Source organism: Sphingorhabdus sp. EL138 (assembly GCF_945862485.1).
In the GTDB taxonomy this organism is placed as follows: Bacteria; Pseudomonadota; Alphaproteobacteria; order Sphingomonadales; family Sphingomonadaceae; genus Sphingorhabdus_B.
Genome location: NZ_CAMAYF010000007.1, coordinates 40,336 through 61,363, shown reverse-complemented (window position 1 = coordinate 61,363; position 21,028 = coordinate 40,336). Strand labels below are relative to the sequence as shown.

Below are 21,028 nucleotides of genomic sequence, written 5' to 3'. Positions count from 1 at the left end.
ACCAGATCGAACCTTAACTGTGCCCGAATATGTCTATTTCTGGCCAACCGGCAAGATCAAGGTCCGCGCGGTGTGGTAGAAAGTCAAAACATGCTTGCGCCATTGCCGTGCGGCCTTCTCGTTCGAGGCGGATGACAAATTCGTCATGCAGGCGGTGAAGATAGCGCACATCGCTTGCGGCATAATCCTTTTGAGCTTCGGACAGCACGGGGCCACCCCAATCGCTGGATTGTTGCTGTTTGGAAATGTCAGTTGCGAGCATCTCCTTCACCAATTCTTTCAAGCCGTGGCGATCCGTATAGGTCCGAGTCAGGCGCGAGGCGATTTTCGTGCAGAATAATGGTGTCGCGACGACATTCAAATAATGCGAAATCGCGGCCAGATCGAATCGGGCATAATGAAACAGCTTCAGGCGTGCAGGATCGGCAAGAACCGCCCGCAAATTAGGTGCTTTATAGTCGCTGTCACGGCCAAAATGGACCAAATGTTCGTCGCCGCGGCCATCCGAAATCTGCAACAGGCAAAGTCGGTCGCGCGGGGTAATCAACCCCATGGTTTCAGTGTCAACGGCGACAGGACCTTCCGCCAATACGCCAACGGGAAGGTCTTCTTCATGTAAATATACGCTCATGCTTGCCCTTTGCCCGACAGTGCTGCCCAAGGCAAATGAAAGTACAGCCTAGGCACAGTGATTTTCCGCAACAATATTTGCTATCGCGTCACATTTTATTACGATATAGCTGGCAATTGCGTGATCACCGACGGTTGCGCTTGTGGCGTGCAGTACAGTCGCCCTCGACTGCATAACATAGTGGTTTAGGGCGATGAGAAGGCAAGCAAGAAGTTATGGGTTTTGATCGCAAGCGTGCTGGCAAGGGCCGGGACAAGAGAGACGGTTTTGGTGATGAAAGCTACGATGGCTATCGCGCGCCATCCCCCTATCAAAGTGATTTTGGTGGCGGCCGTACAGGCGGCAGCGGATATGGCGGCGGCGGCAATAGTGGCGGCGGAGGTGGCTTTGGTGCCCCACGCCGTGGCCCCGGTGGCCCACCAATGCCTGCGCAGGTCATTGGCTCAGGCAAGGGAATCGTCAAGTTTTTCAATGGTCAAAAGGGTTTTGGCTTCATTCAGGTAGATGGTCGTCCAGACGACGTATTCGTGCACATCAGCGCTGTCGAACAAGCTGGCCTCGCTGGTCTTGCTGAAGGCCAACCGCTTGAGTTTCAACTTGTGGAGCGTGGCGGCAAGGTGTCGGCGACCGATCTCGTCATCGACGGTGAACCAATGCCCGTTAGTGAACGCGCCCCGCGTCCTGACCGTCCAGCTTTCGATCGTGACCGTGCACCGCGCGGCGATGATCGTGGCGGCTTCCGTGGCGGCGATCGCGATTCGGCCCCTCGTGGTCCACAGCGCGAATCGACAGGCGAACGCGCCAACGGCACTGTGAAATTCTTCAATGACATGAAGGGTTTTGGTTTTGTGCAACGTGATGATGGCGGCGAAGATGTGTTTGTGCACATTTCGGCGCTTGAACGCTCGGGCATGGGTCAAGTGACACAGGGCGACCGTTTGTCCTTCGACATCGAAATCGATCGTCGCGGCAAATATTCGGCAACAAACCTGAGCACGCTTTCCGAATAAGCGCTTTTCTGACATTCAAAAAGGCGGGTGCAGCAATAGGCTTTACCCGCCTTTTTTGTATCTGGACCTTACGCCTTGCCGATGGTCGCTGCCAAGAACCAAGCGCGTTGCTCGGCTTGGTCGGTCCAATCGTCAAGCAAACCATCGGTCGCATTGTCCCCTGCTTCGTCGGCCAGGTCTTTGGCGTCCTTTAACGCTTTGATCAGCGTCTCATTATCTGCGTGTAGCTCGTTCAGCATCTGGGCGGCATCGGTTGCCGTCGAATCATGATCCATAATCCTCTGCTTTGCCGCGATAGATCCGATTGAGGTCAGCGTATCCTGACCCAATTTGCGCACCCGTTCGGCCACAAGGTCAGTCGTGGCGATCAGCTCTGTCGCTTGTTCGTCAAACAGCAAATGATATTCGCGGAAATGCGGGCCAGTGACATGCCAGTGAAAATTTTTGGTTTTCAAATATAACGCATAATAATCGGCCAGAATGCCATTTAACGCGTCGGCCAATGCCTTTTTGCTATTGTCGCCAGCTGCCATTGCATTTCTCCTGTAGGGGGGACCCTTAATATGGGTATGAAGGGACCGATTTCCAAGCTGTCGCACCGCAGGGCAGTGCACGATACAGATATTTTGACATTGGTAGGATGAACGAATCGCTACATTTGCGCGCGCAGCCTACGCATCATATCGAACCGGGTTCAGGACCTTGTGTGCCGGGGTGGAGAAAAAGTAAGCTCTCGAAATGCGTTCAGCATGTCAGTTCGGCAAGAATTTGGCAGGTCTCCAATCCAGGTGCCAGCTTATTGGCTTGACTTTAGCCCCGCGAATCCGCATTAGCCCCCGTCTGTAAACGGCGCGGCCTTTTTGGTGTGCAGTTTTTTGCGAAATTTTTGAACAAAAGGAATGGGCCATGGCGAAGCCAGCCACGATCAAGATCAAGCTGCTCAGCACCGCTGACACTGGCTTCTTCTACGTGACCAAGAAAAATCCGCGCAACATCACCGAAAAGATGACGTTCCGCAAATATGACCCCGTCGTGCGCAAGCATGTCGAGTTCAAGGAAGCCAAAATCAAGTAAGCCTAGCGCTGCTTGGAATGCTAATCGATAAGGGCGCTTCGGGCGCCCTTTTTGATTGCTGCCACATGAGTGCCGTGCCGCTTGCTTTTTTACAATAGCCCGCACCGCCTCCCAGAACGCCATCACCTTTTTATCCATACGGATCTTTTCCCGCTTTGCGTTCGGCTATGCCTTGGCTTAAGCGAAAGTCATGCATGAGAGAAACGACACGTTAGACGCATCGGCTATGGCGTTCCAGGCATTGGCTTGGGCATTGATGGAAGAATCACGGGCGGAGCGATTATTGTCGCTCACGGGCCTCACGCCAGAGGGCCTGCGCGACAGCGTGATGGAGCGTAGTACTCAGGCGGCGATATTATCGTTTTTGGAGGCGTATGAGCCTGACCTTGTTGCTTGCGCAGAGGTCATTGGGGTGTCGCCAGTTGTGCTGGTAAATGCACGGCAGGAGTTAGAATCATGAGTGTCACAAGTTCCCGGCCATTGCTGATTTCTGATTGCGACGAAGTGTTGTTGCATATGATCGTGCCCTTTCGCGATTGGCTCGATGGCGTCCACCATATCCATTTCGACCTTGTCCATGGCGACTGGGGTGAGGCATTGCGCCACAAGCATGATGGCACCATTGTCGAACGCGGTCAGGTTTGGGATTTGCTCAACGGATTTTTCGATACCGAAATGCACCGGCAACAGGCAATTGATGGTGCCGTAGAAGGCCTTAATCGCCTACGTGAACATGCCGATGTCGTCATCCTGACCAACCTGCTCGACCATCGCGCAGGGCCGCGGACAGAGCAATTGCGGGCCGTTGGCATCGACGCACCTGTTTATTGTAATCAAGGCGGCAAGGGTGAGGCGCTTGGACGGATTCTCGAAGAATATCGCCCGAGCGTAGCGGTTTTTGTTGACGATCTGGGGCATCAGCATGAATCGGTCGGCGAACAACATCCCGATGTGTGGCGTCTGCATTTTGTCGGTGAGCCGTTGCTGTGGGACCGCGTAAAGCCCTCAAAATCGGCGCATGCACGGCTGGATCGTTGGGCGGATGCGGAGAGTTGGATTAGGGAAAAGCTGGTGGCAAATGTGCCCGCGCCCGCATTGGAAAAGGTAATATGATGATCGAAGCAAAATTGGCCGAACTGGGTGTTATTCTTCCGGCACCTGCTGCGCCGGTCGCATCCTATGTGCCCGCTGTCGAAGCGAACGGGATGCTGTTCATTTCGGGGCAGTTGCCCTTTGTCGATGGCAAGGTTGTCACCGGCAAAGTCGGCGACACGCGCAGTCTTGAAGACGGAAAGGCTGCGGCTAAAGCGTGCGCAGTCATGCTCATCGCCCAGATGAAGGCGGCCCTCGGTGGCGACCTCGACCGTGTGGAACGGATCGTCAAGCTTGGTGTATTTGTCGCCTCGACCGCTGATTTCACGGATCAACCCGAAGCCGCCAATGGCGCTTCGGATTTGATGGAAGCTGTGTTCGGCGACGCAGGCAAGCATGCCCGCGCGGCGGTCTCGGTTCCTGTATTGCCACGCGACGCAACCGTCGAGATTGACTGCGTTGTAAAGGTGCGCGCGGTTTAATGACCGACGGCGTCACCGCCGAACTCTTAAACAAAGTTAGCGATATTCCCGCCGACCAGTGGGATGCGCTGAACCTGCGGGGCAACCCGTTTGTCGGTCACGCGTTTTTGGTTGCGTTGGAGGAGTCTGGTAGCGTTGGCCCCGGGACGGGCTGGTCGCCTGCGCCGATCATGATCCGCGATGAAGGCGGCATTCCCGCTGCTGCGCTTCCAACCTATCTTAAAACCCACAGCCAAGGCGAATATGTGTTCGACCATCATTGGGCCGACGCATTTCACCGAGCGGGCGGGCAATATTATCCCAAGCTGCAGATTGCTGCGCCATTTTCGCCCGTTCCGGGGCCGCGATTGTTATTGCGCGACCCCACTCTTGCGCCAGTGATATTGGCCGCCGCCGAAGCGGTTGTGGACCAAAATGGCCTGTCGTCCGCGCATGCCACTTTTGTTGAAGAGGCGGAACTGGAGTTATTTCGCGCGGCAGGTTGGCTCACACGCGTTGGAACGCAATTTCATTGGCAAAACCGCGATTATGCCGATTTTGAAGGCTTTCTGGGTGCCTTATCGTCACGTAAGCGCAAGGCCATCCGCAAGGAACGTAAAGGTGCGCAAGAGGCCGTCCGCATAGAACAAATTTCTGGCGCGGATATCACACCCGAACATTGGGATGCGTTCTGGATATTCTATCAGGATACCGGCGCGCGCAAATGGGGCACGCCTTATCTGACCCGTTCTTTTTTCGACATTATCGGCACAAAAATGCGCGACAGCATCGTCCTTTTCCTCGCCTTTGATGATGACCGTCCGATTGCAGGTGCGCTCAATTTTGTCGGACCCGATTGCCTATATGGCCGCTATTGGGGCTGCACAATAGACGTACCCTTTTTGCATTTTGAACTCTGTTATTATCAGGCGATTGATTACGCCATCGCCCACGGCCTCGCCCGCGTGGAAGCAGGCGCGCAAGGCGCGCATAAATTGGCGCGCGGTTATGAAGCGGTGCCTACCTATTCAGCGCATTATATTGCCAATGAAGGCTTTCGAGCAGCCGTGGCCGATTTTCTGAAGCGGGAAACTCAGGCGATGGAGCGCGAGATCGAATTTCTCGGCGAAATGGCACCGTTCAAGAAGGGCTGAACTAGTCAAACGGCTCTTGCAATCCTTAATTTAATCGCGCAATTAAATGCGTAGAGAGGAATCAGCCCATGAGCACACCAAGCCCGCAGGAACTCGCCGCCTTTGAAAAGCAATGCGACGCGTGGTTCTCCGAAAATACGGTGCGCGATCCCGGCTTCATGCTGCCTTTGACCTTCATGGAAGTGTCGACCGATCAGCAGTTTGATTTTCTGCGGGATTGGCAACGCAAAGTTTACGAAGCAGGCTATTTTGGCATGTCGTGGCCCACTGAATATGGCGGCTATGGCATGCATCCCGAATATCAGCGTATCGCGACGCGGATAATGAAAAGCCATGATGCGCCGATCATGCTCAACGCCATTGCCAATGGCTGGACAGGGCCCTTGTTGCTCGACATTGGCCGTGAGGCGGATAAGCGCCGCTTCATCAAGCCTATGCTGTCTGCCGAAGAAATTTGGTGTCAGGGCTTCTCGGAACCGGAGCATGGTTCGGACCTTGGGAGCGCGCAGACCAAAGCGGTGCGTGATGGCGACGAATATGTCATCAATGGCTCCAAAATCTGGACATCTCTGGGTGATCGTGCAGATTATATGATCCTGCTCGCGCGCACTTCGAATGACGGACCAAGCAAATATGCTGGGCTTTCGTTCTTCTTAGCGCCCATGAAAATTCCCGGTGTTGAAACGCGTCGGTTGAAGAAACTTACCGGCGAATATGGCTTCACCCAATGCTTTTTCACTGATGCGCGCATCCCGGCATCGGGCCTTGTCGGCGAAGAAGGGCAAGGCTGGATGGTCGCGATGAAGACGTTAGAATATGAACGCGGCGCGAAGGTAAACCCGGTTGGCGGCTATTTCGTCAAGGAAATGGATGTGATGGGTGTTGTCGATATGGCGCGTTCGGCAAAGCGGGGCGGTAAGCCAGTGTTGGATGATCCCGTCATGCGCGATAGGCTGGTCGATTATATGATCGAGATTCAGGCGCTGAACCTCAACAACCAACGCCGCCGCATGGCCCCGCTCACCAGTGACCGCCCGATGGGGCTGGCGTTAATGAACAAGTTGGCGCGCACCGAATTGGTGCGCGAACTAACGGAATTTTCATTGCAGTTTCAGGGCACGCGCGCGGGCTATTATGTTGGTGACGAAAATGCCGTCGATGATGGCTATTGGCATCGGTCTTACCTCAATAGCTTTTCCGCCACGATTGGCGGCGGCACGAGCCAGATTCAGAAGAATATCATAGGCGAACATGTGCTTGGCCTTCCCAAGGGGCGGTGAGCGATATTTAAAAGGATAGCCCTCAGCGTGTCTAAGGGCGCATCACCGCTGGGCGCAGTCATTGTTTAACAAGCCCCTTCGACTGAGCGCAGGGCTATGGTTACTGTTTAGGAGAGTGTGAATGTCCGAAGTCCTAACTCAAGCCCAGGACGGTGTCCTGATCATCACCATCAACCGGCCCGAGGCTAAGAATTCAGTCAACCAGGCTGTTGCGCAAGGCATCGCTGCGGCCATGGAGCAGTTGGATAACGACAAAAGCTTGAATGCGGGGATCGTCACGGGCGCAGGCGGGACTTTCTGCTCGGGCATGGATCTGAAGGCGTTTCTGCGCGGAGAGCTACCCAGCATCAAGGGCAAGGGTTTTGCAGGCTTTATTGAGTCGCCGCCAGCTAAGCCGGTCATTGGCGCAGTCGAAGGCTATGCGCTCGCAGGCGGCATGGAAATTGCTATTGCTTGCGACCTTTTGGTAGCAAATGATAAGGCGCAATTCGGTATTCCCGAGGTCAAGCGCAGCCTTGTCGCGGCCGCTGGTGGTTTGCTGACCTTACCATCGATTATTGGTAAACGCATGGCGATGGAGCTCGCGCTGACGGGTGATTTTATCTCTGCGCAGCGGGCGTATGAAATAGGCTTTGTGAACCGCGTGACGGAGGGCGCTGCCATTGATGCTGCGCTTGAGCTTGCTGCCAAGGTCGCCGCCAATGGACCCCTAGCATTGATTGCAACGAAGCGTATCATTAATGAACGCCCCGACTGGAATTCCAACGAAATGTGGCAGAAGCAGAGCGAAATTAGCGGGCCTGTTTTTGCGTCGAAGGACTCGCGTGAAGGCGCTTTGGCCTTTGCCGAAAAGCGCAAACCAAATTGGCGGGGGGAGTAACATGGGCCATCCCGTCGTCCACGCCGCCGCACATCCTGATAAGCCCGCCGTCATCATGGCGGGGTCGGGCGAGACCATATCATACAAGCAACTTGATGAACGTTCCAACCAGTGCGCCCATTTGTTTCGGGCGCTTGGGCTTCAGCATGGCGATACGGTGGCAATTTGCCTCGAAAACCGTGCCGAATTTTTTGATCTTGCCTGGGGCGCACAACGGGCGGGGCTGATCTATGTCGCCATCAGTTGCCGTCTCACGGCGTCCGAAATCGATTATATCTTGAAGGACAGCGGGTCGAAGGCGCTTTTTGCGTCGCCTTATCTTGGTGCGGTGCTGGACCAGATTGAATGCTCGGTTACGCGTTTCAGCCTTGGCGGCGCACATGCCGGATGGGAAAATTACGCCGATGCGGTCGCCGATATGCCCATCACGCCGGTGGCCGATGAGCGCGCGGGCACCGACATGTTGTATAGTTCGGGCACGACTGGGCAGCCGAAGGGTATTCGCTTCCCGCTGCCCGAAGACGCCAATATTGCCGCCCCCAACGTGCTTGCTGGCCTTGCTATGATGGCGTTCAAATTTTCGGGCGATAGTATTTATTTGTCCCCCGCCCCGCTTTATCATGCCGCTCCGTTACGCTGGTGTACAGCGGTGCACCGCCTTGGCGGCACGGTCGTGGTGATGGAGAAGTTCGATCCTGAAGCGGCGCTTGCGGCTATCGAGACATACAAGATTACCGCCAGCCAATGGGTGCCAACGCATTTTGCGCGCATGCTGAAGCTGCCTGAAGATATGCGTTCCAACTACGACGTATCTAGCTTGCAGAGCGCCGTCCACGCCGCCGCGCCATGTCCTGTGCCGATCAAGGAGGCGATGATTGACTGGTGGGGCCCTGTATTGCGGGAATATTATGCCGGGACCGAGGGGCAGGGGATAACCTTCATCTCCAGCGAGGAATGGCTGACGCATAAGGGGTCTGTTGGCCGGGCGTTGAATGCGACGATGCATATTTGCGATGAAGAAGGCGAGGATGTGCCCGTGGGCCAAGAAGGAACCGTGTTCTTCGAAAGTGCCGCGTCTTTCAGCTACCATAATGATCCCGAAAAAACCAAAGGCGCGACGAACAAGCATGGCTGGACCACATTGGGCGATGTCGGGCGGCTGGATGAAGAGGGCTATCTCTACCTCACGGACCGTAAAAGTTTCATGATCATTTCGGGTGGCGTGAACATATATCCGCAAGAGATCGAGAACCATTTGATAACCCATCCCCGCGTGCGCGACGTTGCGGTCATCGGCGGCCCGCATGACGAAATGGGCGAAGAGGTTATCGCCGTGGTGCAGCCACTCGATATGGCCGACGCGGGCGATGATTTGCGTGACGCACTAATCGCTTACGCACGTGAGAAGCTATCGGGTATCAAAATCCCGCGCCGTATCGATTTTCACGAGGAGCTTCCCCGCCATGATACCGGAAAATTATATAAGCGCCTGCTGCGCGATGAATATTGGGCAAAGCAGGACAAGCCGACAAGTTGAGGCTATAATGCCGCAGACTCATCAGGAGATAGACAATGACCATCCAGTATAAAAATCTAATCAACGGCGAGCTGGTGGATAACGGCCAGTGGATTGATGTTGTGAATCCAGCGACCGAGCAGGTCATTGGCCAGGTCCCCGATTGCGGTCAGGCCGAACTCGACAAGGCAGTTGCCGCTGCGCGCGCTGCGTTCCAGACATGGAAGAAGACGAGCGTTGAAGAACGCCGCGCTCTGTTCGCCAAAATGGCAGACGTGATCAAGACGAACAGCGACGAGCTGATGCGTTTATTGACCGCTGAACAGGGTAAGCCGCATATGCAGGCGGGCAGTGAAATAGCGGGCTGCGTGGGCATGACGCGCGCTTTGCCGATGCTGAATTTGGAAGAGAAAATCACCGAGGATAGCGACAAGCGTTTGAGCCGCACACGCCGCGTGCCCGTTGGCGTCGTTGGTGGCATCGTGCCGTGGAATTTCCCGGTGTTGATGGCAATCCAGAAGATTGTGCCTGCGTTGTTGTCCGGCTGCACAATGGTGCTCAAGCCATCGCCGTTTACGCCGCTGGCGACCTTGCGTTTGGCCGAGCTCATGGCGGGCGTATTCCCGCCAGGCGTGCTCAACATCATCACGGGTGGCGATGCGCTGGGACCATTGCTGACGTCGCACCCCGACATCAACAAGATCACTTTCACGGGTTCGACTGCCACCGGCAAGCGCGTGATGGAGTCCGCGTCTAAGGATTTGAAGCGCATTACGCTTGAATTGGGCGGTAATGACGCCGCGATTGTTCTGCCCGATGCCGATGTGGGCAAGGTCGCGGAAAAGCTGTTTTGGGCAAGCTTTTACAATGCAGGCCAAGTCTGCATTGCGGCCAAGCGTATCTATATTCATGAAGATATTTATGACGAACTGTCCGCTGCGATTGCGGCTTATGCCAAGGCGGTGAAGGTCGGCGATGGCGCTGAGCAGGGTACTGCAATTGGCCCCATTCAGAACAAACCACAATATAAGCGCGTTTTGGAGCTTATTCAGGACGCGAAGGACAAAGGCTATAAATTCCTCACTGGTGGCGACCATGACCCATCGATTCCCGGCTATTTCGTGCCTGTCACCGTGCTTGATAACCCGCCTGAAGACGCGCGGATTGTGGCAGAGGAACAATTTGGCCCAGTCATGCCGTTGATGAAATTTTCAACGATCAATGAAGTCATTAGCCGCGCCAACGCGTCGGATTATGGACTTGCCGGCTCCATCTGGACCAGCAATCCAGAGGCTGCGGTCGAAGTCGCCGAGCAGTTGGAAACCGGCACAGTCTGGATTAACGAATCCATGCACCTCGCCCCCAACGCGCCATTTGCCGGACATAAGCAGTCTGGTTTCGGCACGGAATTGGGCGAGGAGGGCTTGCTTGAGTTTACCTATCCGCAAGTGATTACGATCGCGCGCGAAGCGGCTTAAATTTAAACTCTCCCCATCGCTAAAGATGGGGAGGGTCTTACTGCTGCGTCACTATAGACAACCAATCTCTCCCTTGACTCTCCCCTTCCAAGGTTTAATCGTCTGATTAAATTTTGAACAACAGGAGATTGAGTATGGCACACGCCTATATTGTGGATGCGGTTCGTACCGCTGGTGGCCGTCGTGGCGGTAAGCTTGCTGGCGTGCATCCGGTGGATTTGGGTGCTGCCGTGCTGGACGCGATTGCCGACCGCAATGATTTTGATCCTGCCGCGATTGAGGATGTCATCATGGGCTGCGTGTCGCAAGGTGGCGAACAAGCTGGCGACGTCGGCCGTAACATTGTGCTTGCCTCGCGCTTGCCCAATTCCATCCCCTCGGTCAGCATTGACCGCCAGTGTGGATCGTCACAGCAGTCAATGATGTTTGCCGCCCAAGGTGTCATGTCAGGCACGCAGGACATCGTGCTGGCCGCTGGCATCGAAAGCATGACACGTGTGCCAATGGGCGCGACATCGATGCTGTTCAAAAAAGAAGGCATGGGGACAAATAAAAGCCCGCGTTTGGAAGAAGCTTATCCGGGCATCACATTCAGCCAGTTCATGGGTGCTGAAATGCTGGTGAAGAAATATGGTTTCACACGCGAAGACCTTGACCGCTTCGCGCTGGAATCACACCAAAAGGCAATTGCGGCCACGCAAAGCGGTGCATTTGCAAATGAAATTGTCGGCATGGAAGTCGATACGCCAGAAGGCAAGATTGTCCATAGCAGCGATGAAGGTATCCGCTTTGACGCGACCTTTGAAAGCCTGTCGGGCGTCAAATTGCTTCAGGAAGGTGGGAGTATTACCGCCGCCAACGCCAGCCAGATTTGCGACGGCGCATCGGCGGTTCTGATTGTATCGGAAAAGGCGTTGAAAGAACATGGTCTGACCCCGCGCGCACGGATCGTCAACTTGACGGTGACGGCGGGTGACCCAGTGATCATGTTGGAAGAACCATTGTTTGCAACCGATCGCGCGTTCCAGCGTTCGGGCATGAAAATGTCCGATATCGATTTGTACGAGGTAAATGAAGCCTTTGCCCCTGTGCCTTTGGCTTGGCTCAAGCACACAGGCGGTGACCGGTCAAAGATCAATGTCAACGGCGGCGCGATTGCTCTTGGCCATCCATTGGGTGCATCGGGGACGAAGTTGATGGCAACATTACTGAATGCGCTGGAGGCTCGTGGCGGGCGCTATGGCCTGCAGACGATGTGCGAAGGCGGCGGTCAGGCCAACGTCACGATTATTGAGCGGGTGTAAACAGCAACCACAACCACCGTCACCCTGAACTTGTTTCAGGGTCCATCGTACCACACAAACGAGAATCTCGGTGGAGAGATGGATGCTGAAACAAGTTCAGCATGACGGAACTAGAAACGGAGCGCAAATAATGAAATTGGACTCAACAGTCGCAGCCGTCGTTACTGGCGGCGCATCGGGCCTTGGCGAAGTGACTGCACGGGCGCTCGCTGCAAAGGGCGTGAAGGTCGCGATTTTCGACTTGCAAGCCGATAAGGGTGAAGCCGTTGCCGCTGAGATTGGCGGCGTGTTTTGCAATGTCAACGTTACTAGCGACGAAAGCGTTGACGCCGGTTTTGCCAAGGCACGCGCGGCGCATGGCCAGGAACGTATCTTGGTGAACTGCGCTGGAACGGGCAACGCTGCCAAGACCGCCAGCCGTTCGAAGGAAGACGGTTCGATTAAGCATTTCCCGCTCGATGCCTTTGACCGCATCATTCAGATTAACCTGGTTGGCACGTTCCGTTGCATCGCCAAGTCGGCCGCGGGCATGTTGACACTGGAGCCGATGGAAGATGGTGAACGTGGTGCGATGGTCAACACCGCGTCGGTTGCGGCTGAAGACGGTCAGATGGGCCAAGCGGCTTATTCCGCATCCAAGGGCGGCATTGTTGGCATGACCTTGCCTATAGCCCGCGATTTGATGAGCGAAGGCATCCGCATCAACACCATATTGCCGGGCATTTTCAACACGCCGTTGATGAATGGTGCACCGCAAGCCGTCAAAGACGCGCTTGCGGCATCTGTGCCCTTCCCGAAGCGTCTTGGCCATCCGCACGAATTTGCGCAAGTTGCGATAACGATGATCGAATGTGGGTATTTCAACGGCGAAGATGTGCGCGTTGATGGTGCGATCCGGATGGCCCCCCGGTAATAGAAGCTATGAACAACAACCCAAGCCCTGAGGCGTTCACGCGACGCCCTTCGAAGGCCACAGCCGCTATGCAACTGCGGCTTAGGGCTTCGGTTTCATTGCGAGGCCAATTGCTATGACCGAATTCACTCAGATACAATATGCCGTCGCTGACGGTATCGCCACAATCACGATGCATCGTCCCGAAAAGATGAATGCATTTACCAATATTATGATGCGCGAGATGTGCGCGGCATTTGATCTGGTGGATGTTGATGATGCTGTGCGAGCGGTCATCGTTACTGGGTCCGGTGAACGCGCCTTTTGTGCGGGCGCGGATCTTACGCCGGAGGCGGGCGGCGATGTGTTTGCTAACCAATCGGAGGTAGAATCGCTTTCGGACGAGCGCGTGCGCGACTCTGGCGGTCGGCTGACGCTACGAATTTTTCAATGCAAAAAAGCGGTTATCGGCGCAATCAATGGCGCCTCGGTGGGCATTGGTGCAACGATGCAATTGCCGATGGATTTCCGTTTGGCGAGCGACACCGCGCGCTTTGGTTTTGTCTTTGCGCGGCGCGGGATTGTACCAGAGGCGGCCTCTAGCTGGTTCCTGCCCCGCTTGGTTGGCATGCAACAGGCGTTGGAATGGTGCATGACGGGTCGGGTGTTTGATGCCGGTGAGGCCTTAAACGGCGGCCTTGTTCGCTCTGTCCACGCGCCGACCGAATTGATGGAAGCGGCGCGGAATTTAGCGCGTGAGATAGCCGATAATACGGCGCCAGTATCTATTGCCCTTACCCGCGCCATGCTGTGGCGGCTTTCTGCGGCGGATCATCCCATGGCGGCGCATGCCATTGACAGCCGGGCAATTTACCGCCGTTCGCGGTCCGGTGATGCAGAAGAGGGCATCACCAGCTTTCTGGAGAAGCGCAGTCCGGTTTACCCCGACAAAGTGTCCACAGACTTGCCTGACTTCTTTCCATGGTGGGATGAACCTGTTTATAAGTAACCTTAGGTAAAGCGGGAACGAGCACCAATGGCGACAACAGGACCAAGACTGGGGAGCGATTCAGCCGATGGCAATAACGCGCGCGATCAATTGATTGAAGCTGCCAGCCAGATCATGCGCGATGGCGATACGATTGACCTGTCACTGTCCGAATTGTCGTTGCGCGCTGGCCTCAACAGTGCTCTGGTCAAATATTATTTCGGTAATAAAAACGGTCTGATGCTGGCGTTGCTTGATCGCGACATGGGCAATATCGTGCAAAGCCTAGGCGCTTTGGTGGCCAAAGACATGCAGCCTGCCGAAAAATTGCGCATCCATATCGGCGCTGTTATCGACACCTATCATGCCTTCCCCTATCTCAACCGCCTGCTGATGCGCATGGTCCGCGATAGCGCCCCTGCCGAAGCTGCGCGCATTGCGGAACTTTATCTCAAGCCCATTTCCAACGTCTACGAAGTGCTTATTGCGCAAGGCGTAAAGGCCGGTAAGTTCCGTAAAACCGACCCGCAATTTTTCTACTTCACCGTGACCGGCGCAGCCGACCGTTTCTATTCATCGCGGTTGGTGCTGCGCCACTGTTACAATCAGGACGATTTCGACGAGAATATGCGCGATGCCTATCGCGAGCACACCATTGACCTGATCATGCGCGGGTTGTTGGTTTAGGTTTATCCTCTCCCAATGACGGAGGGAATTCCATACCCAACGCCGCCTTAATCTTATCCCCATCGGCATCCAGCATCGGCGGATGTGCATAGTTTGTTATAGGCGTTCCGGCATAATGCACGGGATGCTTCATCGAACGATATTTGCCGATATCTGGCGATTCCAACTCTTCAAAAAACCCGACATCGGCCAAATGCGGATCGGCTAGCACATCTGCCAAGCGGTTATATTTCATCGCCGGAATGTCATGTTGTGCCAACAGCTCAAGCCATTCAGCAGTCGTGTACAGCCCGCTAACTTCCTCAATCAACGCATAAAGCTCGCCTGTGTGCTTGGTGCGATCCTGATATGTTGCAAAGCGGGGATCATCGAAGACATTGGGCCGCCCGCCCAGTTCGAAAAACTTTGCCCATTGCCGGTCGTTATAGGGCACAATGGCGATGAAGCTGTCCTTCGTGGGATATGGCCGTCGGCGCGGGTTGACGGAGCGCGTGTAGCCCATGCGGCCATTGCCGGGGACGAAGGTTTCGCCCCACAGATTTTCCACCATGTTGAACCAAGTGAAGCATTCGAACATTGGCACTTGGACAAATTGCCCGCCTTGTCCGCCCGCGCGTGCAAGCAGCGCCGCCATGGTGGCGTTGGCCGCGAACAAGCCGCTTACCTTGTCGGCGACGAGGCTGGGCGCATAATTGGGTCGCTTGCCGTCACGTTGTTCACTTAACGCGGCGAAGCCAGAAGCGGCTTGAATGATGTCATCATACGCTTGTCGTTCACCATAAGCGCCACCCGCGCCAAAGCCGGCGCAGTGGACATAAATGATATCAGGGTTGATCGCCTTCACCCCCTCATAGCCAAAGCCAAGTCGCTCGACGCCGGCCATGCGGACATTGTGGATGAACACATCGGCATCTTCCAACAATGCCTCAAGCACGGCTTTGTCCTTAGGCTTTTTGATGTTGAGGTTGATCGCTTTTTTGTTGCGGTTGAGCGCAGTGAATATCGGCCCATGCTGCTTGGTGGGTGAATCGCCGCCGTGACGCATCAGATCGCCGGGCGTATTACCTTCGCTATTCTCGATCTTGATAACTTCGGCGCCCAAGTCTGCAAATTGCAAAGTGGCATAAGGCCCAAGTACCACCGTAGACATATCAATGACCTTAATGCCTTTCAGCGGTCCGGTTGGTTCTGTGTCCCATGTCAATTTCGGCCATTTTGCCATTTCCACTCTCCCAAAAGCCTTGCATCGATAGCTAGCATATTTAAGCGTGCAGTTAAGAGATAATCGGGAGAGCAGCATGGGCAATTTTGACGCGACCGCGCCAGTAATCATTGGTGTAGGCGAGGCAAGCCGTAAGACCGTTGCCGGCGAATGGCCCGCCCCGCGTGATCTGGCGGGAGCCGCAATTAAGATTGCGCTTGCCGACACAGGGCAAGCTCAGGCCGTTTCTGCAGCAATCGACACCATCGCTGCTATTCGGACGTTCGAGGATAGCGGGGTGAGTCTTGGCACAGGGTCGCCCGATAACACGCCGGAGGCTTTTGGCGCAGCGGGCGGTGTCAGCGCCCGGCGCTTGATCTACGCCGATGTCGGCGGGCAAAGCCCGCAGGCGATATTGAACGAGCTGGCCGAGGACATAAGGCGCGGTACGTGCGATATGGCGGTGCTCGTTGCAGCAGAGGCCACGGGTACTGCCAAGCGTGCCCGCAAGGCGGGCATATCATTGGACTGGGGTCTGGCTTCTGACACCCCGTTCGACAATCGGCTGTCCAGTTTCCCGATTCTAAGCCGCACCGAAATCCGCCACGGCATCATTTCCATGCCGCTGGCCTATAGCCTGATCGAAAATGCTCGGCGGATGACGCTCGGCCTTGACGGTGCGGCTTATGCTCGCGCGATGGCGGCGTTATGGTCTGCCTTTTCGGCAAAAGCCGAAACCCGCGAGCATGCACAATTCACCGGTTTTCGATCCCCGGAAGCGCTGCAAAGCGGCGACAACGCCAATTATCCGCTGACCGACATCTACCGTCGCTGGCATGTTGCGCAGGACGCGGTCGACTTGGGCGGCGCGGTCATCCTGACCAGTGCAGGCAAGGCTCGCGCATTGGGCGTACCGCAAGATAAATGGGTATGGTTGGCCGGCGCTGCCGAAGCGGCAGAGCCACCCTTGTCCGAACGCGCGGTCATTCACCGTTCTGCTGCGTTGGATTTTGCTATACCTGCCGCACTTAATCAAGCCGGTCTCGCGGCCGCTGACCTTGGTCCAGTGGACATTTATAGCTGCTTTCCCTGCGCGGTCTTTGCGGCGGTGGAGAGCATGCAAGATGCAGGCCGAGCGCTTGGCGACTATACGCTCACCGGCGGGCTCAGCTTCTTTGGCGGTCCTGGGAATGGCTATGGCGTGTATAACATCGCCGCAATGGTTGACGCGCTGCGCCGTGATGGCGCTAAGCCCGCTTTGGTCACAGCCAATGGCGGCGTGATGTCGAAGCAGGCGGTCGGGATTTACTCGGCAACCCAGCCGCGGGTCGCGTGGTCCGGCGATGCGGTGAAGGGCTATGCGCCAACGCCGGTGGCGCTCGACGATGCGCCCCAAGGCAAGGCGCGGGTGCTCAGCTTTGTGCGATCAGCGGCCAAAGACGGTTTTGGTTCGGCGACATTATTGCTGGAAACCGAAGGCGGCGCGCGCGCCATGGCGGTGATGGATGGTCCGGTGGATGCCGACCTTGGCAACGCGGTCGTTCAGGTCACCGCGGGCGAAAAACGCCATAATGCGACACTTGTTGGATAATCTAGGGTTCATTATTCGAAGCTTATGATATGCAGCCGTTGGAACCGGAGATAATCGATGCATATGTTTAAACTGGTCGCCTTGGCCATTCCTTTGACATTGCTCGCTGCGTGCGGCCAGGTGGATAGCACGCCAAAGCCGCTGACCGAAAAACAGAGCGCGGTCTTGATGAAAGAACTGAACGGCAAGGTCGCGGGCAAGACAGTCAATTGCATCAGCGACTTTAACGGCGCCAATACCATCCGCGTAAGCGACAATATCCTGCTCTACCGCGTATCGGGTCGGTTGGTGTATAAGAACAACTTACGATCTGCTTGCAGCGGACTGGCGCGCGACGATGACATCATTGTGTCCGAACAATTTGGCAGCCAAAAATGCCGAGGCGACATCATCCGCTTGGTAGACCGGACCACCGGTATGACTGGCGGCGTGTGCAGCCTAGGCGAGTTTGTGCCTTATCGTTCGAAAAAGACAGCAGGCTAGTTGGACTGCCTGCGATCAGTGGTTCTTGTTCAGGGACAATGGCTGCCCACTTGCGACTTCGCCTCTGGGCTGGCAAAGGGGCGCTTCTAACCGCAGTTGAAAGCAAGATACTCCATGTCCGAGATGATCCGTGTCACCCTTCCCGATGGCTCTGCCCGTGAAGTTGCGCGTGGCACTACCCCTGCGGACATTGCCGCCGCGATTGGCCCGGGTTTAGCCAAGGCGGCGATTGCGGCGCGTGTGGATGGCGAATTGCGCGACATCATGCGACCGATTGAGGCCGATTCGCAGCTCGCGTTGGTGACGACCCGTGATGAGGCCGATGCGCTGGAGCTCGCCCGCCACGATTTTGCGCATATATTGGCAGAAGCGGTACAGAAGCTGTTTCCTGGCACGCAAATCACTTTTGGCCCATCGACCGATGACGGTTTTTATTATGACGTGATGGCACCTGCCGCGCGTGGGCCGTTCACAATAGATGATCTGCCCGCGATTGAAGAACAAATGCGCACGATCATCCGCGCCGACAAGCCGCTGCGCCGCGAAGTCATGGCGCGTGACGCCTTGATTGCGAGTTGGCAAAATGCTGGCGAAAGCTTCAAGGCCGAATGGGCGGCGGAGCTGCCTGAGGGCGAAGAGTTGTCGGTATATTGGTCTGGCGATGACTGGATGGACATGTGCCGTGGGCCGCATTTGGCGTCGACGGGTAAGTTGGATCCTGCGGCGTTCAAGCTGACGCGGGTGGCGGGCGCCTATTGGCGCGGCGACCAGAATAATCCGCAATTAAGCCGGATTTACGGAACTGGCTGGTTGAACAAAAAGCAATTGGACGCACATCTTCTCCGGTTGGAAGAGGCTGCCAAGCGCGACCATCGCCGTTTGGGCCAAGATATGGACCTTTTCCATCTGCAGCAAGAGGCGCATGGTTCGGTATTCTGGCATCCCAATGGCTATCTGATCTGGCGCGAACTTGAGGGCTATATGCGCCGCGCGATTGACGGCGCTGGTTATAAGGAAGTCAAAACGCCGCAAGTCATGGACGCACGTCAATGGGAGCAATCGGGGCATTGGGGCAAATATCGCGCCAATATGTTCGTGATCCCGGACGAAGTCCCTAATGTCGACGACGACGGCCCTGTGATTTCGGGCGATGCTGATTGGATGGCGCTGAAGCCCATGAACTGCCCAGCGCATGTTCTGATTTTCCGCCAGGGGATTAAATCCTATCGCGACCTACCGTTGCGCATTTACGAAAATGGCTGCTGCCACCGTAATGAACCGCATGGTGCGTTGCATGGCCTGATGCGCGTGCGTCAGTTTACGCAGGATGATGCGCATATATTTTGCCGCGAAGACCAGATTGTCGAAGAGGTGCAGGCGTTCTGCGCGCTGGCGGATCGGGTCTACAAGGAATTTGGTTTTACCTATTCGATCAAGCTCGCTTTACGCCCTGAACAACGGTTCGGGTCCGATGCGGATTGGGATAAGGCGGAAAACGAACTGCGCGATGCTGTGGTTCGTGCTGGCCTTGCTACGTCCGAATTTGGTTGGGAAGAACTGCGCGGCGAAGGTGCCTTCTACGCGCCAAAGCTGGAATGGCATTTAACCGATGCGATTGGCCGCACATGGCAGGTTGGCACCATTCAGTCGGACCGCGTGCTACCCGAACGGCTGGATGCAAGCTATGTTGGAGAGGATGGCGCACGTCATCGCCCCGTCATGCTGCACCGTGCGATCTTTGGCAGCTATGAACGCTTTATCGGTATCTTGATTGAACATTATACGGGCCGCTTTCCCGTTTGGCTTGCGCCTGTGCAAGCCGTGGTCGCGACGATCACATCGGAGGCTGATGGCTATGCGCATGATGTCACGGCGAAGTTGAAGGCGGCGGGCATTCGCGTTGAGGCTGATACGCGCAACGAAAAAATCAACTATAAGGTGCGCGAACATAGCGTCGCCAAGGTGCCGCATTTGTTGGTGGTCGGCATGCGTGAGGCAGAAGAAGGCAAGGTCGCAATCCGCAGCCTTGGCTCCGATGGCCAACGCATTATGAAGCTGGAAGAGGCAATTGCTTTGCTCAAACATGAAGCAACGCCGCCCGATTTGCGTTGAGACGATTTTTAAGGAGATAATGATGAAGACACTATCATTGACGCTTGCAGCCGTATTTTTCTTGGCCGCGTGCCAGCAACCCGCAGCGGATGAGAGCGCCTCTACACCAGAGACAACGGCAAATGCGACCGCCAGCTACAACGCCGCACAAAAGGCCTATGCAGCGGCCAATGACAAGATGCATTCGGGCATGGGTAATATCAATGCCGACGCCGATATTGCGTTCATGCAGGGCATGATCCCGCACCACATAGGCGCGGTTGAGATGGCGAAGGTCGCGCTGGAGCATGGCAAGGACCCCGAAGTGCGCGCGCTTGCGCAAAAGGTCATTGCCGCGCAAGAAGCCGAGATAAAGGAGATGCAGGCGTGGCTCGACAAAAAAGGCGTGGTTGCAGAAAAGCCGCTGACCGCCGCTGATCACGCCGCCATGGGGCACTGAACATTCAAGACCTGATTGGAATTACCACAGCGCAACTGTTGCTATTGGCGGCCATGACCTTTGGCGCGGCCTATATTCGCGGGCTGACCGGATTTGGCATGGCGATCATTCTTGTGCCTTTGTTCGGGTTAATTGTGAAGCCGGGTGAGGCGGTGGTTATTGCGATATTACTTCAGGTTTTGATTGGGCCTGTGGGGATCAAGGTCATTTACGCCGACGCGCACCGGCAAAGCGCGTTGATGATTGCGGCCTTTGCCATGTTGGCAACGCCCCTTGGTATCTGGCTGTTGATGAAGACCAACCCAGATGTAGCGCGTTTGATGATTGCCTTTATCGCTATCGCGGCGTTTGTGCTCGTGTTGCTGCCGCAACGTGGGGAGCTACGTCCTGGCCCTAAGGAAACCGCGCTTACGGGTATCGCCTCGGGCATATTGACCGGTTTTGCTGCGATGCCGGGGCCACCCGTCGTGCCTTTTTACCTGCGCCAGCCCATCCCGCCTAAGGAGGCGCGGGCATCAATGATGCTGGTGTTTTTCGCCACCGCGATTGCGGGTACGATATCCGCATATGCGCTGGGGCTGGCAGATGCGCGCCTGTTGTGGCTGTCGTTGTTGCTGTTCCCGTCGGTGCTGCTGGGCAACTGGCTTGGCGCGAAATCCTTTGGCAGGGTGCCGCCGACTTTATGGCGCAGTTTTGTCGCGGGCGTTCTTGGCCTTGCTGGGCTTTCTGCCGTTTTGCGGTTGCTAAATTAAACC

General features: G+C 55.8%; 22 protein-coding genes. 19 read left to right on the top strand and 3 right to left on the bottom strand.

The window, feature by feature from the left end; translation table 11 throughout:
* Positions 1-13: 13 nt before the first annotated feature.
* Entirely contained in the window at positions 14-631 is a 618-nt protein-coding gene (locus Q0O33_RS04940) for a ribonuclease D (RefSeq protein WP_295496836.1), read from the bottom strand.
* A 215-nt stretch (positions 632-846) separates the two neighbouring features.
* Between Q0O33_RS04940 and Q0O33_RS04935 the strand changes: the two genes are divergently transcribed.
* Entirely contained in the window at positions 847-1,641 is a 795-nt protein-coding gene (locus Q0O33_RS04935; RefSeq protein ID WP_295496833.1) for a cold-shock protein, read from the top strand.
* Between the two features lie 68 nt (positions 1,642-1,709).
* Here the strand turns inward: Q0O33_RS04935 and Q0O33_RS04930 are convergent, their stop codons facing one another.
* Positions 1,710-2,174: a DNA starvation/stationary phase protection protein gene (locus Q0O33_RS04930; RefSeq protein WP_295496831.1), complete on the bottom strand. Its 465-nt coding sequence runs from the start codon at positions 2,172-2,174 to the stop codon at positions 1,710-1,712.
* Between the two features lie 373 nt (positions 2,175-2,547).
* Between Q0O33_RS04930 and rpmG the strand changes: the two genes are divergently transcribed.
* The 13 genes from rpmG to Q0O33_RS04865 all read left to right on the top strand — a co-directional run bounded on the left by rpmG (position 2,548) and on the right by Q0O33_RS04865 (position 14,447).
* Positions 2,548-2,715 carry a 50S ribosomal protein L33 gene (rpmG, locus tag Q0O33_RS04925; protein WP_125229418.1) on the top strand — a complete coding sequence of 56 codons (168 nt, stop codon included), beginning with the start codon at positions 2,548-2,550 and terminating at the stop codon, positions 2,713-2,715.
* Between the two features lie 190 nt (positions 2,716-2,905).
* Positions 2,906-3,175 carry a DUF3572 family protein gene (locus Q0O33_RS04920; protein ID WP_295496829.1) on the top strand — a complete coding sequence of 90 codons (270 nt, stop codon included), beginning with the start codon at positions 2,906-2,908 and terminating at the stop codon, positions 3,173-3,175.
* Positions 3,172-3,828: an HAD family hydrolase gene (locus Q0O33_RS04915; protein WP_295496826.1), complete on the top strand. Its 657-nt coding sequence runs from the start codon at positions 3,172-3,174 to the stop codon at positions 3,826-3,828. The genes Q0O33_RS04920 and Q0O33_RS04915 overlap by 4 nt, the downstream gene beginning before the upstream one ends.
* Complete coding sequence (locus tag Q0O33_RS04910) at positions 3,825-4,289, top strand: RidA family protein (RefSeq protein ID WP_295496823.1); 465 nt, start codon at positions 3,825-3,827, stop codon at positions 4,287-4,289. The genes Q0O33_RS04915 and Q0O33_RS04910 overlap by 4 nt, the downstream gene beginning before the upstream one ends.
* Positions 4,289-5,422: a GNAT family N-acetyltransferase gene (locus tag Q0O33_RS04905; protein ID WP_295496820.1), complete on the top strand. Its 1,134-nt coding sequence runs from the start codon at positions 4,289-4,291 to the stop codon at positions 5,420-5,422. Before Q0O33_RS04910 ends, Q0O33_RS04905 begins: the two co-directional genes overlap by 1 nt.
* Before the next feature lie 68 nt (positions 5,423-5,490).
* Positions 5,491-6,702: an acyl-CoA dehydrogenase family protein gene (locus Q0O33_RS04900; RefSeq protein WP_295496817.1), complete on the top strand. Its 1,212-nt coding sequence runs from the start codon at positions 5,491-5,493 to the stop codon at positions 6,700-6,702.
* Positions 6,703-6,823: 121 nt separating this feature from the next.
* Positions 6,824-7,582 carry a crotonase/enoyl-CoA hydratase family protein gene (locus tag Q0O33_RS04895; protein ID WP_295496814.1) on the top strand — a complete coding sequence of 253 codons (759 nt, stop codon included), beginning with the start codon at positions 6,824-6,826 and terminating at the stop codon, positions 7,580-7,582.
* A 1-nt stretch (position 7,583) separates the two neighbouring features.
* Positions 7,584-9,119 carry an acyl-CoA synthetase gene (locus Q0O33_RS04890; RefSeq protein ID WP_295496811.1) on the top strand — a complete coding sequence of 512 codons (1,536 nt, stop codon included), beginning with the start codon at positions 7,584-7,586 and terminating at the stop codon, positions 9,117-9,119.
* 35 nt (positions 9,120-9,154) lie between these two features.
* Positions 9,155-10,576, top strand: a complete 1,422-nt coding sequence (locus tag Q0O33_RS04885) for an aldehyde dehydrogenase family protein (RefSeq protein WP_295496809.1) — start codon at positions 9,155-9,157, stop codon at positions 10,574-10,576.
* Between the two features lie 134 nt (positions 10,577-10,710).
* Entirely contained in the window at positions 10,711-11,880 is a 1,170-nt protein-coding gene (locus Q0O33_RS04880) for an acetyl-CoA C-acetyltransferase (protein ID WP_295496807.1), read from the top strand.
* A 130-nt stretch (positions 11,881-12,010) separates the two neighbouring features.
* Positions 12,011-12,793: an SDR family NAD(P)-dependent oxidoreductase gene (locus Q0O33_RS04875; protein ID WP_295496805.1), complete on the top strand. Its 783-nt coding sequence runs from the start codon at positions 12,011-12,013 to the stop codon at positions 12,791-12,793.
* Between the two features lie 115 nt (positions 12,794-12,908).
* A complete protein-coding gene (locus Q0O33_RS04870; RefSeq protein WP_295496803.1) occupies positions 12,909-13,781 on the top strand; it encodes a crotonase/enoyl-CoA hydratase family protein in 873 nt (290 codons plus the stop codon).
* A gap of 27 nt (positions 13,782-13,808) precedes the next feature.
* Positions 13,809-14,447 (top strand): TetR family transcriptional regulator, encoded by a 639-nt coding sequence (locus tag Q0O33_RS04865; RefSeq protein ID WP_295496801.1) that lies wholly within the window; start codon positions 13,809-13,811, stop codon positions 14,445-14,447.
* Here Q0O33_RS04865 and Q0O33_RS04860 read toward each other — a convergent pair.
* On the bottom strand, positions 14,425-15,669 hold the full coding sequence (locus Q0O33_RS04860; RefSeq protein ID WP_295496798.1) for a CoA transferase: 1,245 nt from the start codon (positions 15,667-15,669) through the stop codon (positions 14,425-14,427). The two genes, Q0O33_RS04865 and Q0O33_RS04860, sit on opposite strands and share 23 nt — an antisense overlap.
* 76 nt (positions 15,670-15,745) lie before the next feature.
* Here Q0O33_RS04860 and Q0O33_RS04855 point away from each other — a divergent pair, with 76 nt between their 5' ends.
* The 5 genes from Q0O33_RS04855 (at position 15,746) to Q0O33_RS04835 (ending at position 21,025) form a co-directional block, all read left to right on the top strand.
* On the top strand, positions 15,746-17,239 hold the full coding sequence (locus tag Q0O33_RS04855; RefSeq protein ID WP_295496796.1) for a hypothetical protein: 1,494 nt from the start codon (positions 15,746-15,748) through the stop codon (positions 17,237-17,239).
* 57 nt (positions 17,240-17,296) lie between these two features.
* Entirely contained in the window at positions 17,297-17,722 is a 426-nt protein-coding gene (locus Q0O33_RS04850; RefSeq protein ID WP_295496793.1) for a hypothetical protein, read from the top strand.
* Between the two features lie 114 nt (positions 17,723-17,836).
* Complete coding sequence (gene thrS / locus Q0O33_RS04845) at positions 17,837-19,834, top strand: threonine--tRNA ligase (RefSeq protein WP_295496790.1); 1,998 nt, start codon at positions 17,837-17,839, stop codon at positions 19,832-19,834.
* 22 nt (positions 19,835-19,856) lie between these two features.
* Positions 19,857-20,273 (top strand): DUF305 domain-containing protein, encoded by a 417-nt coding sequence (locus tag Q0O33_RS04840; RefSeq protein WP_295496787.1) that lies wholly within the window; start codon positions 19,857-19,859, stop codon positions 20,271-20,273.
* A gap of 38 nt (positions 20,274-20,311) precedes the next feature.
* Complete coding sequence (locus Q0O33_RS04835; RefSeq protein ID WP_295496784.1) at positions 20,312-21,025, top strand: sulfite exporter TauE/SafE family protein; 714 nt, start codon at positions 20,312-20,314, stop codon at positions 21,023-21,025.
* Positions 21,026-21,028 lie beyond the last annotated feature (3 nt).

Coding starts and splice junctions, on each gene's coding strand:
- Q0O33_RS04895 (WP_295496814.1), top strand. CDS start 6,824: ATGTCCGAAGTCCTAACTCAAGCCCAGGACGGTGTCCTGATCATCACC.
- Q0O33_RS04910 (WP_295496823.1), top strand. CDS start 3,825: ATGATGATCGAAGCAAAATTGGCCGAACTGGGTGTTATTCTTCCGGCA.
- Q0O33_RS04915 (WP_295496826.1), top strand. CDS start 3,172: ATGAGTGTCACAAGTTCCCGGCCATTGCTGATTTCTGATTGCGACGAA.
- Q0O33_RS04885 (WP_295496809.1), top strand. CDS start 9,155: ATGACCATCCAGTATAAAAATCTAATCAACGGCGAGCTGGTGGATAAC.
- Q0O33_RS04870 (WP_295496803.1), top strand. CDS start 12,909: ATGACCGAATTCACTCAGATACAATATGCCGTCGCTGACGGTATCGCC.
- Q0O33_RS04880 (WP_295496807.1), top strand. CDS start 10,711: ATGGCACACGCCTATATTGTGGATGCGGTTCGTACCGCTGGTGGCCGT.
- Q0O33_RS04935 (WP_295496833.1), top strand. CDS start 847: ATGGGTTTTGATCGCAAGCGTGCTGGCAAGGGCCGGGACAAGAGAGAC.
- rpmG (WP_125229418.1), top strand. CDS start 2,548: ATGGCGAAGCCAGCCACGATCAAGATCAAGCTGCTCAGCACCGCTGAC.
- Q0O33_RS04890 (WP_295496811.1), top strand. CDS start 7,584: ATGGGCCATCCCGTCGTCCACGCCGCCGCACATCCTGATAAGCCCGCC.
- Q0O33_RS04940 (WP_295496836.1), bottom strand. CDS start 631: ATGAGCGTATATTTACATGAAGAAGACCTTCCCGTTGGCGTATTGGCG.
- Q0O33_RS04860 (WP_295496798.1), bottom strand. CDS start 15,669: ATGGCAAAATGGCCGAAATTGACATGGGACACAGAACCAACCGGACCG.
- Q0O33_RS04920 (WP_295496829.1), top strand. CDS start 2,906: ATGCATGAGAGAAACGACACGTTAGACGCATCGGCTATGGCGTTCCAG.
- Q0O33_RS04905 (WP_295496820.1), top strand. CDS start 4,289: ATGACCGACGGCGTCACCGCCGAACTCTTAAACAAAGTTAGCGATATT.
- Q0O33_RS04900 (WP_295496817.1), top strand. CDS start 5,491: ATGAGCACACCAAGCCCGCAGGAACTCGCCGCCTTTGAAAAGCAATGC.
- Q0O33_RS04865 (WP_295496801.1), top strand. CDS start 13,809: ATGGCGACAACAGGACCAAGACTGGGGAGCGATTCAGCCGATGGCAAT.
- thrS (WP_295496790.1), top strand. CDS start 17,837: ATGTCCGAGATGATCCGTGTCACCCTTCCCGATGGCTCTGCCCGTGAA.
- Q0O33_RS04930 (WP_295496831.1), bottom strand. CDS start 2,174: ATGGCAGCTGGCGACAATAGCAAAAAGGCATTGGCCGACGCGTTAAAT.
- Q0O33_RS04875 (WP_295496805.1), top strand. CDS start 12,011: ATGAAATTGGACTCAACAGTCGCAGCCGTCGTTACTGGCGGCGCATCG.
- Q0O33_RS04850 (WP_295496793.1), top strand. CDS start 17,297: ATGCATATGTTTAAACTGGTCGCCTTGGCCATTCCTTTGACATTGCTC.
- Q0O33_RS04840 (WP_295496787.1), top strand. CDS start 19,857: ATGAAGACACTATCATTGACGCTTGCAGCCGTATTTTTCTTGGCCGCG.
- Q0O33_RS04855 (WP_295496796.1), top strand. CDS start 15,746: ATGGGCAATTTTGACGCGACCGCGCCAGTAATCATTGGTGTAGGCGAG.